This window comes from Rhodococcus sp. 05-339-2, assembly GCF_002258965.1.
Lineage (GTDB): Bacteria > Actinomycetota > Actinomycetes > Mycobacteriales > Mycobacteriaceae > Rhodococcoides.
On the sequence record NZ_NOYW01000008.1, the window covers coordinates 51,825 to 66,659 of the forward strand.

Genomic DNA, 14,835 nt, shown 5'->3' on the forward strand with positions numbered 1-14,835 from the left:
GGAATGTGCAGAGTCGCGCACGAAGAAAATCAGGGTTGAGCGGAACAGACTCAACTTGTCTATGGTTGTACCCAGCGACAGTCACGAAACCCGATCCGAGAAAGAAGGTGACCGGTGGACAGTTTCACTCCCACCACGAAGTCGCAGGCAGCGCTTTCTGCTGCCCTGCAGGCCGCATCCGCGGCCGGTAACCCGGACATTCGTCCGGCACATTTGTTGGTGGCGTTGCTCGATCAGACCGACGGCATCGCCACACCCTTGTTGAAGGCCGTCGGCGTCGACCCTGCAACGGTGCGTCGAGAAGCGCAGAACCTCGTCGATCGCATGCCCTCGGCATCCGGCTCGACCACCACTCCGCAACTCGGCCGTGAAACCCTCGCCGCGATCACCGCAGCGCAGCACCTGGCCACCGAACTCGACGACGAGTTCGTTTCCACCGAGCACCTCATGGTGGGCCTGGCGACCGGCAACGACGACGTAGCCAAGCTTCTGAGCGGCCACGGAGCCGGACCCAACGAATTGCGCGACGCCTTCCAGGCCGTCCGTGGCAGCGCGCGGGTCACCAGCGCAGATCCCGAGAACACCTACCAGGCGCTGGAGAAGTACAGCACCGACCTGACCGCGCTGGCCCGCGAAGGCAAGCTCGATCCCGTCATCGGGCGCGACACCGAGATCAGGCGCGTCGTGCAGGTCCTGTCGCGACGCACCAAGAACAACCCGGTGCTCATCGGCGAGCCCGGCGTCGGCAAGACGGCCATCGTCGAAGGACTCGCCCAACGGGTCGTGGCAGGCGATGTTCCGGAGAGCCTGCGCGGCAAGACCGTCGTCTCCCTCGACCTCGGTTCCATGGTCGCGGGGGCGAAGTTCCGCGGTGAGTTCGAGGAGCGGCTCAAGGCCGTGCTCGACGACATCAAGAACTCCGCGGGCCAGGTCATCACGTTCATCGACGAGCTGCACACCATCGTCGGTGCCGGCGCGACCGGCGAGTCCGCGATGGACGCGGGCAACATGATCAAGCCGATGCTGGCCCGCGGTGAACTGCGTCTGGTCGGTGCGACGACCCTCGAGGAGTACCGCAAGTACATCGAGAAGGACGCTGCCCTCGAACGACGCTTCCAACAGGTCTACGTCGGAGAGCCCTCGGTCGAGGACACCGTCGGAATCCTGCGCGGACTCAAGGAACGCTACGAGGTGCACCACGGCGTCCGGATCACGGACTCCGCCCTGGTCGCTGCGGCAACGCTCAGTGATCGGTACATCACCGCCCGCTTCCTGCCGGACAAGGCCATCGACCTCGTCGACGAGGCCGCGTCGCGGCTGCGCATGGAGATCGACTCGCGCCCCGTCGAGATCGACGAGGTGGAGCGGGCCGTCCGTCGCCTCGAAATCGAGGAGATGGCCCTGGCGAAGGAGACCGACGACGCGTCGAAGGCTCGCCTCGACAAGCTCCGCCAGGAACTGGCCGATCTTCAGGAGAAGCTCGCCGGGCTCAGCACCCGCTGGCAGAACGAGAAGAACGCCATCGACTCGGTGCGGGTCCTGAAGGAGGAGCTCGAGAACCTGCGCGGGGAGTCCGACCGCGCCGAACGCGACGGCGATCTGGGCAAGGCCGCCGAGCTGCGTTACGGACGCATCCCGACGCTCGAGAAGGAGCTCGCCGCCAAGACCGAGGACTCTCCTGCTCAGGGCGAGGTGATGCTCAAGGAGGAAGTGGGACCGGACGACGTCGCCGACGTCGTCGCGGCCTGGACCGGAATTCCGGCCGGCCGGATGCTCGAAGGCGAGACCGCCAAGCTGCTCCGCATGGAGGACGAACTCGGCAAGCGAGTCGTCGGACAGAAGGACGCCGTACAAGCGGTGTCCGACGCGGTCCGGCGCTCCCGTGCCGGGGTGGCCGATCCCAACCGTCCGACGGGATCGTTCCTCTTCCTCGGCCCCACCGGCGTCGGCAAGACCGAGCTGGCGAAGGCGTTGGCGGAGTTCCTGTTCGACGACGAACGGGCGATGGTGCGCATCGACATGAGTGAGTACAGCGAGAAGCATGCCGTCGCTCGGCTCGTCGGTGCACCTCCGGGTTACGTGGGCTACGAGGCCGGCGGACAGTTGACCGAAGCCGTGCGCAGGCGGCCGTACACGGTGGTGCTCTTCGACGAGGTCGAGAAGGCACACCCCGACGTGTTCGACATCCTGCTTGCAGTTCTCGACGAGGGCCGTCTCACCGACGGCCAGGGCCGGACCGTCGACTTCCGCAACACGATCCTGATCCTCACCTCCAACCTCGGTGCCGGCGGTACCAAGGAGCAGGTGATGGACGCGGTGCGGCGTTCGTTCAAGCCCGAGTTCGTCAACCGACTCGACGACGTGGTGGTGTTCGACGCGTTGTCCGAGGATCAGCTCGAGTCGATCGTCGACATCCAGCTCGGCTTCCTGGCCAAGCGTCTGTCGGCTCGTCGCCTGACACTCGAGGTGTCGTCGCCGGCGAAGATGTGGCTCGCGGTGCGCGGCTACGACCCGCTGTACGGTGCGCGTCCGCTGCGTCGACTGATTCAGCAGGCAATCGGGGATCAACTGGCGAAGTTGCTCCTCGCCGGTGAGGTCCACGACGGCGATGTGGTGTCGGTCAACGTCAGCCCGGATGGCGAGCACCTGATCCTGGGCTAGCCGGGGTCGCCTGTCCGAACAGGCCCGCACGAGCACTGCTCGCGCGGGCCTGTTTCGTGCTTCGACCGGGGCTCAGCGGGTGGGTACGCTCGTGGAATGACGAATCCGGACGACCCGCGGTCACCTCGAGAACGCGATCAGGACGCGGCACGCCAGGCGGAGTCGTCCGAGCCGACCCAGGACGACGGTCGGCCGTACTCCGGAACCCAGCAAAACCCCGACGGCGCTCACCCGACCGAGGCATATCCGACGCAGGCGTATCAGAACCCGGGCTACGAGAACCCGGGCTACCAGAATCCGGACCCGCAGGCGTATCCGCCGGGGTATCAGCCGACGCAGGCGTTTCCGCCGTACGACCCCGAGCAGCAGGCTGCGGCGAATCAGGCCTACGGCCAGACCCAGCAGTACGGTCAGGCCCCGGGTTACGGCCAGGCCCCGGGGTACAACACTGCTCAGTACGGGCAGGCCCAGCAGTACGGGCAGGCTCCGGGCTACGACACTGCGCAGTACGGCCACACTCAGCAGTTCGGCCACACTCAGCAGTTCGGACAGCCGCCGGAGTACGGCACTCCACCTCCCGCCGAAGGACCGAACGACGCCGATTCCGGCAGCAAGGGGCCCCGACCGTGGGTTCTGGCGCTCATCGGACTCGTCGTTCTCGCCATCGTCGTGGTGTTCGGCATTTCCTTCCTGAGCGCGGGATCGGACGAGCCCGAGACCACGGCGACTGCGCCGTCGACCTCGATCCGGCCGCCCACCTCGACTGCGCCCACGACCACGCCGCAGCCCACCGAATCGGGCACGGCCACCACACCCGAGCTGATCCCGGGGGGAATTCCCGAGATTCTCGGCCAGCTCGGCTCGTCGGTGGGAACGATCACCGCCAACGACGGCTCGACTCTGACGCTCGACGGTCTCGACGGGGCCCCGGTCACGGTGCAGACCACACCCCAGACCCAGATAATCTCGTTGTCCGGTAGCGATCTGGCGTCGCTGACCGTCGGTGCATTCGTCGTGGTGCAGGGCGAGGCCGTCGAGGACGGAACGATTCGCGCGAACGTCATCATCGAAACGCCGAGTCTGGGTGGTTAGGCAACCCGCGTCGCAGTAGGGACGGTTCGCAGGCCCCGGCGGTGGTGGGCGGCGAAGGTGTCGATGTCGATTAAGGTGGTTCGCGATGACGGCAATGTGGTTCGGCCTTGCGGCAATTGCACTGATGGGTGCAGTGGCCCTGCTCTACATCGACAGGTCCAAGCGAGATCGGTCCGGACGTGTACGGCAGATGTGGGCCAAGGCTCAGGGATACGAGTACCGACCGCACGATCGAGAACTGGTCACGCGGTTCTCGCGCGCTGCCCTGTCCAAGCCGGAGTTCGACGTGGCTCTCGGAGTGGTGACCGGCGTTCGACGCGGTGAGGAGTTCGTTCTCTTCGACGTCGAGGAGACGGGCACGATCGTGGCCGTGCAACGCTCGGTCGGTTCGGATGTCGACATCGATCTTCGGCCGCGCTCGACGCCACCGCCGCGCGACGAGGACATGGAACTGCTCGGTTCCATCGGTCCACGCGTGGTGTTCGCAACCGACGTCGATATCGCTCGGCGTGTCTGCGACCAGCGGATGGCAGCGTTCACCGAGTCCATCCCGGAGAATCTGCAGCTGCTGTGGAGCGAGAAGGACTGGACGCTCGGGTCACTGCCGCTCGGCAGTGTCGGTCGCGATTGGGATGCCGCGATCGACGCGGTCGCGAGACTGTCGGGCATGTTGCACGTGCTGCCGCCGGTTCGCGGAAGCGCGGTCTACGGCGCTCGCCCCGGTGATGATCGGAGTGATCCCGGTAGGCCGTCGGTGCACGAGGCACCCACGCAGCAAGCACCCGTGGCACAGAATCCTCGGCCTCGCGTGGCCGAACCCCGTATTCAGGCGGTTCGACGCCCGGAGCCGCCCGTCGCCGAGCCCAGAACCCCTGCACCCAACACGCCTGAGCCGAGGGTTCGGCCTCCTCGCGCCGCCGAGCCCCGTGTCCAGGAACCGCGTGTCCAGGAACCCCGTGTTCAGGAACCTCGTGTTCAGGAACCGCGTCCGCAGGAGCCGGGGCGCAGGCCGCGTCCGCCGAGGCCCGATGCTGCCGGTCCGCAGGCCGCAAGTAGGGCCAATCCGTCGCGTCCGGTGCCGCGTCCGCCCGTCTCGCGGCCGATTCCGTTCGACTCGGACCGCCGACGCAATCAGCCGTGATCGAAGTTCGGGCGTGTTTACGGGCGCAGACGCGCTTACGCGGCTAAATTCGTACCTCGTGACGGTTTCTTCGGGTGTTGTCGTGGCAGTCCTGGTCCTCATTGTTGTGGTCGGTTACGTGGTGGTCGCGGTGCGTCGACTCGGTCGATACAGCGATCAGACGGAGCAGAGTCTGCGGCTGGTCGATGTCGAGCTCGATCGGCGTCACGAGCAGTTGGGCCCGTTCCTCGCCGCCGCGGAGGCCACCGGGCTGTCCGCCGATCTGCTGCGTCAGCTCGGCGGTGCACGTTCGTGGTCCAAGGCCGTGCGCGATCGCAGCCTGGGTCTGCAGGCGCAGGCCGCCGCCGAGAACGCCCTGTCCGCCGCGTTTCACGCCGTGCTCGCCGATGCCGATGCGCGTCGGAACGCGTTGGGCAATTGGTCGTTTCAAGGCCCGGCCGGTGAACTGAACGTCACCGAGCGCCGTATCGCAGGCGCGGTGCGGGTGTACAACGACAACGCGTATCGGTTGTCGCAGGCGATCGGCACGTTCCCGTCCTCGCTCGTCGCCAGGGCTCGTTCGTTGACCGCACCGGAACCGTTCGTGGAGACCAAGGAACTGCTCGACGAGCAGCAGTCGGCCGAGATCGCTGCCTAGTGGCAGAACGATCAGCGGAGCCGGCGGGAGCGCCTGCGCGGGTCGGTAGGTAAGTTCGTACCGACCTATCGAAGATCCGTGGTGCGACGAGAGGAATCCGAACATGGCCGACAGTGCCGCGAATTCGGACCGGCAGGAACTGGCCGATTTGGTGAAAGAGCTTGCCGTCGTGCACGGGAAGGTCACGTTGTCGTCGGGCAAGGAAGCCGACTACTACGTCGATCTTCGTCGCGCGACTCTGCATCATCGGGCAGGCGCGCTGATCGGTTCGTTGATGCGTGATCTGGTTGCCGACTGGGATTTCGTGTCGGTCGGCGGTCTGACGATGGGTGCAGATCCGGTGGCGATGTCGATCATGCATGCGCAGGGGCGTCCGATCGATGCGTTCGTGGTGCGCAAGGCCGCGAAGGCGCACGGCATGCAGCGTCGGATCGAGGGTCCGGACATCGTCGGCAAACGTGTTCTGGTGGTGGAGGATACGACGACCACCGGAAATTCTCCGCTCACTGCCGTGCAGGCTCTGCGGGACGCGGGAGCGACGGTCGTCGGCGTGGCCACGGTGGTCGATCGGGCGACCGGGGCGGACGAGGTCATCGCCGCAGAGGGGCTCGAATATCGATCCCTCCTCGGCCTGGCGGACCTCGGCCTGTAGCCCCTGGCTCCGAAAGAGCTTGTCAGCGAACGAGTTGCGCGACGACGACGAAGTTGTCGTCGGTGGGTTCGCCGCCCTGGACGTCGCAGTTGGCGAGGATCAATCGTCCCGGTACCGAGCGTCGGAGTTCGTTGTCCGCGAGCAGAGATCCCTTAGGTAGAGGGCCGACCGATTCGACCGCGTACTGCAAGGTGCCGCTCGGGGTGCGCAACACGACGGTGTCGCCCGGGGTGACTACCCGCAACGCCTTGAACGGGGCGTCACGCTTCGAATAGTTATGTCCGGCAACCACTACCGTTTGTTCGGTCGAGGTTCCTGGCATTCCGCTCTCGGCCCACCACGCGGGCAGTTCGTCGACCGGGTTCAGCACCTGGCCACTGTCGCCGCCGCGGTAGAGCGGGTCGGGATGGATCGGGCTGCTCAGGTAGGTCGTGCCGTCCGAGGATCGGAGTTCGATGTGTTCCGGCTGAGCGGGAGCGACGTCGCTCGCCGGTGCAGCCACCGAGATCTGTGACTGGACCGGCGAGCGATCGGGTGCGGCGATCCCGACTTCGTCACTCGCACAACCTGATACGAGTAGAACGAGGGTCAGGATCGCCGTCCACAGCCAGCGGGTTCTACGAGGTGGCATCGGTGGAGCTGCGGCGACGCAGGTAGAACGCTCCGCCTGCTGCCGCGACCACGACCACGCCGACTCCGGCCAGGATCACCGGGGTGTTGGACGAGCTGTCCGATCCGCCCGACGCCTCGTTCGAGGAGTCGCCGAGTGCGAGATCGACCGGCGGCAGATCGCCGGCAACGCTGACGACACCGTTCTCGTCGGTGGTGAAGTAATCCGCCACTGTGAACGATCCGTCCTCGTTCTTGACGCCGACCAGGGACACTCCGGTCTCGTCGACGACGACGGTGTTCTCGTCGATCTCGGTGACCGGAACGTCCTCGCGGACAACATTTCCGAGGTTGATCGTCCACTCGAATTTCGGTCCGCTGGCGGCCAGTTCGGCTGCTGCGGCCTTCAGATCGGCCTCGGCCTTGGCCTTCGCGTCGGCATCGGCCTTGGCGGCATCGACGTCGGCCTGTACGGCTGCCAGGGCGTCCGCGGCCTCCGTCGCCTTGGCCTTGGCTGCCGCGGCTGCCTCGGTCTTGGCTGCCAGATCTGCATCGGCGGCGACAACCGCGGCGTCGGCGTCCAGAACTGCCTGCGCGGCGTCGTCGGCCGTCTTCTGCAGTGCCGCGATGTCCGCGTCCGACGGGGCGGCGTCGAGTGCGGCCTGGGCTGCGGTTGCCGCCTCTGCCTTGGCGTCGGCGTCGGCCTTGGCCGCATCGGCTGCTGTTCGGGCGTCGGCTGCAGCCTTCTGCGATTCGGTCTCCTCGCCTGCCGCAGCCTCGGCTGCGGCTTCGAGGTTCTTGGCGTTCTGCTCGGCCATCGCGGCCACGGCAGCTGCGGTCTGAGCCTCGATGTGCAAGGCCAGCGACTTGGCCGCGGTGGCAGCTGCGGCCCTGGTGGCGGCAGCGACCTTGGCGAGGTTGAAGTTCTTGAACGAGTCCTGCAGTGCCTGGAGGGAGTCCTCGACGGCCTTGGTCGACGCATCGGCCTCGACCTTGGCGCTGGCGGCGAGCTCGGCCTTCGCGTTCGCGTCGGCGCGGGCGGCCGCAGCTGCGGCGGTGGCTTCGGGGTCGCCCGATACCGCTGCGGCTTCGAGCTCGACAGCCAGATCCTCCGCCGTCTTCGCGTCGGCTGCGGCCTGGTCCGCTGCCGCCTTGGCCTCGCCGGCCGCGGTCTCGAGCTCGGCAGCGTCCTTCTTGGCTGCGGTGACCGCAGCACTCGCGGCCTCGCTTTGGACCTTGGCCGATGCGGCGGCCGTGACGGCAGCCTTGGCCTTGACGTCGGCCTCGGCTGCAGCGACCTCGGCCTTGGTGGCGTCGTTACTCGCGGCGGTGTCGGCGGCCTTGGCGGTCTCGAGGCGCACCTGAGCGGCGGCTGATGCTTCGGCGGCAAGCTTGCTGGCCGCTTCGGCGTCGGCGATCGCCTGCCTTTCCGCGTCGGACAGCTGCGGGATGACGTCGAGGTTGACCGTCGCGGTGCCGTCGTCGTTGAAGACGACGCCGCCGGTGACCTGGGGCAGCGGGCGGATGGTCGACGGTAGCTCGGGGGCCGGGACGGCTGCGGCCGCTGCGGCTGCGGCGTCTTCCGGGGTGACGGCCGGAGCAGGTGCTTCGATCTGCGCGTCGACGGTGGCGGATCCTTCGACCGCTGCGCCCTCCTCGGTGGTGGGAGCTCCGGATTCGGTGCCGCCCTCGGTGGCCGGCTGCTCGACTGCGGAGCTTTCGGGTGTCTGATCCTGCGCACTGGCAATTCCCGGTGCAGCGATGGAGAGGGACAGTGCCATGGCGGCCCCGGCAGCGGCGAGGCGCGCCTTCTTGGACCTGGCGATCGACTTCTGCGACATGGAGATTGTGGCCCTTCGGTCAGTGGCAGCAGAGTGCTGCGCGCACCCGCCCTCCCACGCGGAACGGGTGTAGTTGGTGAGTCACACGAACAACCGTGTTGACGTGACCGTAAACCAACCGGCCGGTCTCGGGAACCGTTCAAGCCTTTACCTGAGAATTGGTTATGAAAGTGTTACTGATGGGACTCATGTGACGAGTGAGAATCGCGAAAGCGAACGGCGGTCGAGATCCGAAGATCTCGACCGCCGCGAAAACCTGTTCAGGTGAAGGTATTTCAGTCGCCGACCGTCACGGCCCGGGCCTCGTCGATGCTGTGAGGTGCGGGTTCGTGGTCGTCGACATGAGCGAGCACCTTCCGGCCGGTCGCCAGGACCACGATGGCGAGGGCGGTGCAGGCGGCACCCACCCAGAACGGGACGTGCATGTTCGACTCGCCCAATTTGCCGGCCAGGTAAGGAGCCGCGGCCCCGCCGGTGAAGCGAACAAAGCTGTAGGCCGCCGACGCCGTCGAGCGCTCGACCGGTGCCGAGATCATCACGGTCTCGGTGATCAGCGTGTTGTTGACGCCGAGGAACAGCCCGGCCACGACGGTTCCCACGATGAGGACGATCTTGTTCTCGGTGAACATCGCCATGACCGCCAGGTCGAGGGCGAACAGCAGCAGCGCGAGCATCATCATGTTCAGCGTTCCGAAGGCCCGCTGCAGTTTCGGTGCCACGAACACCGATGCGATCGCCAGGCACAGGCCCCAGCCGAAGAAGATGAAGCCGATGGAGTACGTGCCCATGTCCAACGGGAACGGGGTGTAGGCGAGGAGGGTGAAGAATCCATAGTTGTAGAGCAGCGCGGTGATGCCGACGGTGAGCAGGCCGCGGTGACGAAGCGCGCGGAACGGGTCGAGGATCGAGGTGGTGTGCGCGGGCTTCGGGGTGTCCGGCAGCATGACGATGAGCAGGATGAACGCGACGGCCATCAGTGCGGCAACGCCGAAGAACGGTCCGCGCCAGCTGAACCCGCCGAGAACGCCACCGACGAGGGGTCCGGTGGCGATACCGATACCCAGAGCGGCCTCGTAGAGGATGATCGCGCGAGCGACACCTCCCGATGCGGCACCGACGATGGTCGAGAGCGCCGTCGCGATGAACAGAGCATTGCCCAGTCCCCAGCCTGCGCGGAAACCGATGATCTCACCGACCGATCCGGACGTACCCGCCAGTGCCGCGAAGACGACGATGATCGCCAGTCCGGCCAGCAGGGTGCGCTTGGGTCCGAAGCGGCTCGACACGACCCCGGTGATCAGCATCGCGAATCCGGTCACGAGCATGTAGCTGGTGAACAGCAACGACACCTGAGACGGCGAGGCATCGAGTTGTTCACCGATGGGCTTGAGGATGGGATCGACGAGGCCGATGCCCATGAAGGCGATGACGCTGGCGAACGCGACGGCCCACACCGCTCGCGGTTGCTTCAGCAGGCTGTCGGGGGAGGTGCTGGTGGTCACGAAGAGGTTCCTCTCATTCCGCGATCGACGGGCTCGAGGATGCTGCGAAGCTCGCTCAGTCCGTCGGTCAGTTTCTGGATCTGTTCCGGGTCGCGGTCGGACAGGTACGGCACCAGTCCGTCGACGATGTGGCGTCGACTCGCGGCGAGCCATCGGTGGCCGTCGTCGGTCATCTCGATGAGGACGGCACGGGAATCGTCGGGATCGGCGGTTCGGGTGACGAGGCCGCTCTTGCTCAGCTTGGCGAGCAAGGCCGTCGCCGACGGTTGGGAGCAGCGGTCCAACTCGGCGAACGTGCTGATGCGCAGGGGCTGGTATTCCTCGAGCAACGACAGCGCCCGCATCCACGCTCTCGGCCATTCGTCGCTGCCGAACCGTGCGGCCAACCGGACGAAACGTGACGAGCTGGTGACCAATTGCGACAGGAGGTCCCGGATGTCTGCGTCGGAGTGACTCACCGATTTATTGTTACATACACTAACTATCTAATGCAACGGCGCAGGTGACCTGCGGAAGGGCGTCGGGGGTCGCGTCAGTACTGGCGGAGGAGAGCGGCGATGTCGCGGTCCCACTCGGCGTCCCGATGACCGTCGTAGCGAAAGCGCATCAGGTGATGGAAGCCGATGAGAATCGATGCCACGAGCACCCAGCTACCGATGGTGTTGAAGATCGACGCGGCCACGACGTCCGACGAGGTCAGTGGTCGCATGCTCGGGTTGCCGCTGTCGTCGACCCAGATCTGCGTGGTGGTACCGACGGGTGATCCGGTGTCCACGCTGACGCGTCCGGTGTGCTCGACGCCTCGGTAGACCCACCGTGAGTCGACGGCGGTCGCCGCTGCGCCGGACGCGCCGAATTCGGTCGATGCGACGGGTGCGGATTCGGCGGCGGCGGTGGTGGTCGCGGTGACCTGGTGAATCGAGGTCTTCTGGTCCTCGAGTCGCTGTTGTTGATCGGTGTGGGCGGCGGCACCGATCCACAGCGACACCGGAACCATGAGGATCAGCAGTGCGGTCACCCAGTGCTTGATGCGAGCCTGGCGAACGTCACAGTCGCGGAGCAACGGGTTGGGGTGGCCTGCGAACGCGGAGCGGCCCGAACTGTCCTGCCCGGTGAGTTTGCGGCGCATGCTGGTCCCCACTGCCTCGAAATGATCCGACCGACCTTTCCACGATGGCGACGCAACCTGCGAGTATCAAGCGATAGGGGTCAGCGTCACATGTGATGCTCACTGTGACGAGATGTTCGGGTGGAGGTCTGCGATGGTTGTCGGTCGGGTTCGGCGGGCTCGGGCGGCCGCGCTGGTGGCGGGTGCGGTGACCGTGGTCGGTGCCTGGACGGGTTCGATGCCGTTGCAGCGCATGGCCAAGCCTCTGATAGTCCCGGCCCTGGCGAGCGGGCTCTGTCCGGGCCGAGATCGGGTGCTCACGGCTGGTCTCGCGGCCGCAACGATCGGCGATGTTCTGCTGATCGACCCGGACGACGACTCCGCTCTGGAATGGGGTGCGCGTGCGTTCGCCGTGATGCAGGGCAGTTATACCTATCTGCTGTACCGCAGGGGTGCACGTCCGGCACTGATCGACGCCGTTCCGCGGTACGCCGGATGGGCGGCCGCGGCGACGCTACTGGCCAGGCGACAGCCCGCGGTGGCGTCGACCCTGATCGCGTACGGTGCGGTGCTCGCGACCACGTCGACCCTGTCTGCTCGTTCTGTCTCCCGCGGCGGCGATCGACGGCTGATGATCGGCGGTGCCTTGTTCACTGCATCCGACGCACTGATCGTCTTCCGTCGACTGTTCCTGACCGAGGATCGTCAGCGGCGGACCGCGGAGGCCATAGTCCTGTCGACCTACGTCGCGGCGCAGGTCCTACTCGTCGAAGCCCTCGCTTCGGGGTAGCAGCAGCACTCGCTCGCGGTGGGCAGGGTCGACGCGAACGGCGATGACGGTGCCCGGCTCGAACCGCGAGGTGTCCGAGCGGGGGACGTCGTAGACGATCTTGCCGAAGTAGCTGCTCGAGCCGGGCACGGTGAATTCGAGGTCCAACTCGGCGGTGTTCTCGTCGATGCGGCGGATCGCATCCACCGTCGCCCATCCTTCGACGCCGTGTTCGATCAGTTCCTTCTGCTCACGCGTCGGTCGTCCCGCGAGCATCATGGCCAGGCCGAGGGCCGCGCCGAATCCGGCGACCAGGGCCGCCAGCTGGTACGGAAGCGTCCCGGGCGGGGTTCGCTTCATCAGCCAGCCGATCCAGATCGCCAGCACGATGGCGTATCCGATCGTCACGACGACGACTGCTCGCACGATTCTCGCGTTGTTCACTTCGGTGCTCCTGGGTCGCCGGAGGCGACTGTTCGATATTCGACGATAGGGGGTTACCGGTAAGTAGGGTTACATGTACGGTGATCGATGTGACTCGACCAACTGTCTTCATCTCAGGCGCAGCTGCCGGTATCGGCCGCGCGACGGCTCTCAAGTTCGCGGCCAACGGCTACCTCGTCGGTGCATACGACATCGACGAGACCGGCTTGGCATCGCTCGGCAAGGAAGCTGCCTCGCTCAGCGGCCGCGTCGTCACCGGCATCTTGGATGTAACCAACTCCGACCAGTGGGAAACCCGGCTGAAGGAGTTCGTCACAGAGGGTGACGGTCGACTCGACATTCTGATCAACAACGCCGGAATTCTCGCCGCGGGCGCTTTCGAGGACATGCCGCTGTCGGTGCATCGTCGTCAGATCGACATCAACTTCAACGGGGTCGTCTACGGCACCCTCGCGGCATTTCCGTACCTCAAGGACACCGCAGGCGCGCAGGTCGTCAACCTGTGTTCCGCGTCGGCCATCTACGGTCAGCCCGAGTTGGTGACCTACGGCGCGACCAAGTTCGCGGTGCGCGGCGTCACCGAGGCATTGGATCTCGAGTGGAGCAAGTACGACATCTCGGTCAAGGCCATGTGGCCGCTGTTCGTCCAAACGGCGATGACGCAGGGCGTGTCGACGGGCACCACGAGCTCGTTGGGTATCAAGCTCACCGTCAAGGACGTGTCCGACGCGATCTTCGACGCGACTCGTCCGGTGAAGCGTCGGTTGCACAAGGTGCATTTCCCGGTCGGCCTGCCGTCCAAGGCACTCTCGCTCGGCTCGCGCTTCTCGCCCGCATGGCTCACTCGCGAGGTCAACCGGCGTCTGAGCCACACCTAGAACTCCTCGCCGGACGATGCCGGCACTGCGCCGGTATCGTCGGTCTTTCGAGCAGTCGATGTCGAAAGGTGGGTCGGGGTTTCTTCATGCCGATTACGTGGGGTGCGAGCGGGCAGCGATCGAGCAGAGCACGGCAAATGGGTTGGGCACGAGCCTGGTTGGTGGGAATCGGGGTCGGTACGGCGCTCGTTCTCGCCGGCTGCAGCAGTGAGTCCGCTGCCCAGCCTCCGCCGCCTGCGTCGACCACGACTCCGGTGCCGACGACGACGCAGACCACCACCACTCCTGCGCCCGTGACGACCACGGAAGTGCCACTGCCGCCGCCCCCGCCTCCGGTGGAGCCGACGCCCACCGCGGAACCGCAGACGACGTACGCCGCCATCGGCGGTGCGTACTACTTCAGTTCCCCCGACGGTCTGTTCCAGTGCGGGATCGTGCCGCTCTCCAGTCGTGTCGAGGCCGGGTGTCAGGGCACCACCACCCCGGTGCCGCCGCGGCCCGACGACTGCATGATCAACTGGGGCAACGGTATTCGTGTCACCAACGATGGCCCGGCGGCGTTCATGTGTTCCGGCGGTGTGGTCTACACCTCGGGCGGCGAGACGATCGATCCACCGCTGGCGGTCGGAGCGAGCATCTCCGAGAACGGATTCACCTGCACGTCCGCCGAGAACGGCATCTCGTGCGTCGACGACGCAACCGGACACGGCTTCCGCATCGCACCGGACAGCAACGAAGTCTATTGAGCGAGAACACGATCGGCAGCGAATCGTCGTCGGACGACGCCGGCCCCACCGAGTGGGGTGAGAACCCGAACGGCGTCGGACCGTGGTTCGACACGCACACCGAACCGCCGCCCGACGATCCGCGATTGGACCCGGATCTGCTCGCGGGCGGAGATCGCCGCAACGTGGTCGACGCCTACCGCTACTGGCGACGCGAGGCGATCGTCGCCGACATCGACACCCGACGGCATTCGCTGCACGTCGCTATCGAGAACTTCACCAACGACGCGAACATCGGGACGGTGGTGCGGACCGCGAACGCCTTCGCCGCGCAGGCGGTCCACATCGTCGGACGTCGTCGGTGGAACCGTCGCGGTGCCATGGTCACCGACCGCTACCAGCACATCCATCACCACGACTCGGTGGAGGCGCTGATGGCGTTCGCAGCCGAGCAGGGCCTCGTGGTCGTGGCCGTCGACAACACCCCTGGGTCGGTACCGATCGAGACCGCGGAGTTGCCGCGTCACTGTCTGCTGCTCTTCGGTCAGGAGGGACCGGGTGTCACCGACAGTGCCCGCGAATCGGCTTCGATGACGGTATCGATCGCGCAATTCGGTTCCACGCGCAGCATCAATGCAGGTGTTGCCGCTGGGATTGCCATGCACTCGTGGATTCGGCGGCACGCGGATCTCGATGCAGCGTGGTGAGTCGCAGCGCTGTCCGACGGGGTTTCCGGGGCGGGATGTAACGAATCGGCAACGGTAGTGGCAGGATTG

15 protein-coding genes are annotated in these 14,835 nt (G+C 66.2%); 9 read left to right on the forward strand and 6 right to left on the reverse strand.

The annotated features are described in order from the left end of the window. The first annotated feature begins 114 nt into the window (after nucleotides 1-114). The 5 genes from clpB to pyrE all read left to right on the forward strand — a co-directional run bounded on the left by clpB (nucleotide 115) and on the right by pyrE (nucleotide 6,183). Entirely contained in the window at nucleotides 115-2,661 is a 2,547-nt protein-coding gene (gene clpB / locus CH273_RS06450) for an ATP-dependent chaperone ClpB (protein ID WP_032397165.1), read from the forward strand. Nucleotides 2,662-2,757: 96 nt separating this feature from the next. Beyond that, nucleotides 2,758-3,753 (forward strand): DUF5666 domain-containing protein, encoded by a 996-nt coding sequence (locus CH273_RS06455; protein WP_052050002.1) that lies wholly within the window; start codon nucleotides 2,758-2,760, stop codon nucleotides 3,751-3,753. A gap of 85 nt (nucleotides 3,754-3,838) precedes the next feature. Continuing rightward, the gene (locus tag CH273_RS06460) at nucleotides 3,839-4,894 is read left to right on the forward strand and encodes a hypothetical protein (protein ID WP_052050001.1); all 1,056 of its coding nucleotides are present in this window, start codon (nucleotides 3,839-3,841) and stop codon (nucleotides 4,892-4,894) included. Between the two features lie 58 nt (nucleotides 4,895-4,952). Further along, complete coding sequence (locus tag CH273_RS06465; RefSeq protein WP_032397164.1) at nucleotides 4,953-5,531, forward strand: LemA family protein; 579 nt, start codon at nucleotides 4,953-4,955, stop codon at nucleotides 5,529-5,531. 103 nt (nucleotides 5,532-5,634) lie between these two features. Then, entirely contained in the window at nucleotides 5,635-6,183 is a 549-nt protein-coding gene (gene pyrE / locus CH273_RS06470) for an orotate phosphoribosyltransferase (protein WP_032397163.1), read from the forward strand. Between the two features lie 22 nt (nucleotides 6,184-6,205). Here the strand turns inward: pyrE and CH273_RS06475 are convergent, their stop codons facing one another. From CH273_RS06475 to CH273_RS06495, 5 genes are all read right to left on the reverse strand, one after another. Then, nucleotides 6,206-6,814, reverse strand: a complete 609-nt coding sequence (locus CH273_RS06475; RefSeq protein WP_032397162.1) for a class F sortase — start codon at nucleotides 6,812-6,814, stop codon at nucleotides 6,206-6,208. Further along, entirely contained in the window at nucleotides 6,801-8,633 is a 1,833-nt protein-coding gene (locus tag CH273_RS06480; protein ID WP_032397161.1) for a hypothetical protein, read from the reverse strand. The genes CH273_RS06475 and CH273_RS06480 overlap by 14 nt, the downstream gene beginning before the upstream one ends. 275 nt (nucleotides 8,634-8,908) lie before the next feature. Continuing rightward, nucleotides 8,909-10,135 (reverse strand): MFS transporter, encoded by a 1,227-nt coding sequence (locus CH273_RS06485; RefSeq protein ID WP_032397160.1) that lies wholly within the window; start codon nucleotides 10,133-10,135, stop codon nucleotides 8,909-8,911. After that, nucleotides 10,132-10,593: a MarR family winged helix-turn-helix transcriptional regulator gene (locus CH273_RS06490; protein WP_032397159.1), complete on the reverse strand. Its 462-nt coding sequence runs from the start codon at nucleotides 10,591-10,593 to the stop codon at nucleotides 10,132-10,134. The genes CH273_RS06485 and CH273_RS06490 overlap by 4 nt, the downstream gene beginning before the upstream one ends. Before the next feature lie 74 nt (nucleotides 10,594-10,667). Beyond that, a complete protein-coding gene (locus CH273_RS06495) occupies nucleotides 10,668-11,264 on the reverse strand; it encodes an Rv1733c family protein (protein ID WP_045198656.1) in 597 nt (198 codons plus the stop codon). A gap of 133 nt (nucleotides 11,265-11,397) precedes the next feature. On the opposite strand from CH273_RS06495, the gene CH273_RS06500 reads away from it, so the two are divergent. Continuing rightward, nucleotides 11,398-12,033 carry a lysoplasmalogenase family protein gene (locus CH273_RS06500; RefSeq protein ID WP_032397158.1) on the forward strand — a complete coding sequence of 212 codons (636 nt, stop codon included), beginning with the start codon at nucleotides 11,398-11,400 and terminating at the stop codon, nucleotides 12,031-12,033. Here the strand turns inward: CH273_RS06500 and CH273_RS06505 are convergent. After that, nucleotides 12,004-12,456: a hypothetical protein gene (locus CH273_RS06505; protein WP_032397157.1), complete on the reverse strand. Its 453-nt coding sequence runs from the start codon at nucleotides 12,454-12,456 to the stop codon at nucleotides 12,004-12,006. The genes CH273_RS06500 and CH273_RS06505 overlap by 30 nt on opposite strands. An 89-nt stretch (nucleotides 12,457-12,545) precedes the next feature. Here CH273_RS06505 and CH273_RS06510 point away from each other — a divergent pair, with 89 nt between their 5' ends. The 3 genes from CH273_RS06510 to CH273_RS06520 all read left to right on the forward strand — a co-directional run bounded on the left by CH273_RS06510 (nucleotide 12,546) and on the right by CH273_RS06520 (nucleotide 14,766). Further along, on the forward strand, nucleotides 12,546-13,334 hold the full coding sequence (locus CH273_RS06510; RefSeq protein ID WP_032397402.1) for an SDR family oxidoreductase: 789 nt from the start codon (nucleotides 12,546-12,548) through the stop codon (nucleotides 13,332-13,334). 137 nt (nucleotides 13,335-13,471) lie between these two features. Beyond that, a complete protein-coding gene (locus CH273_RS06515) occupies nucleotides 13,472-14,080 on the forward strand; it encodes a DUF6636 domain-containing protein (protein ID WP_032397156.1) in 609 nt (202 codons plus the stop codon). Next, on the forward strand, nucleotides 14,077-14,766 hold the full coding sequence (locus CH273_RS06520) for a TrmH family RNA methyltransferase (protein ID WP_179273147.1): 690 nt from the start codon (nucleotides 14,077-14,079) through the stop codon (nucleotides 14,764-14,766). The genes CH273_RS06515 and CH273_RS06520 overlap by 4 nt, the downstream gene beginning before the upstream one ends. Nucleotides 14,767-14,835: the final 69 nt, after the last annotated feature.

Bases quoted from the DNA above. Each gene is read 5' to 3' on its own strand.
- CH273_RS06455 (WP_052050002.1), top strand. From the start codon at position 2,758: ATGACGAATCCGGACGACCCGCGGTCACCTCGAGAACGCGATCAGGAC.
- CH273_RS06460 (WP_052050001.1), top strand. From the start codon at position 3,839: ATGACGGCAATGTGGTTCGGCCTTGCGGCAATTGCACTGATGGGTGCA.
- pyrE (WP_032397163.1), top strand. From the start codon at position 5,635: ATGGCCGACAGTGCCGCGAATTCGGACCGGCAGGAACTGGCCGATTTG.
- CH273_RS06475 (WP_032397162.1), bottom strand. From the start codon at position 6,814: ATGCCACCTCGTAGAACCCGCTGGCTGTGGACGGCGATCCTGACCCTC.
- CH273_RS06480 (WP_032397161.1), bottom strand. From the start codon at position 8,633: ATGTCGCAGAAGTCGATCGCCAGGTCCAAGAAGGCGCGCCTCGCCGCT.
- CH273_RS06495 (WP_045198656.1), bottom strand. From the start codon at position 11,264: ATGCGCCGCAAACTCACCGGGCAGGACAGTTCGGGCCGCTCCGCGTTC.
- CH273_RS06500 (WP_032397158.1), top strand. From the start codon at position 11,398: ATGGTTGTCGGTCGGGTTCGGCGGGCTCGGGCGGCCGCGCTGGTGGCG.
- CH273_RS06515 (WP_032397156.1), top strand. From the start codon at position 13,472: ATGGGTTGGGCACGAGCCTGGTTGGTGGGAATCGGGGTCGGTACGGCG.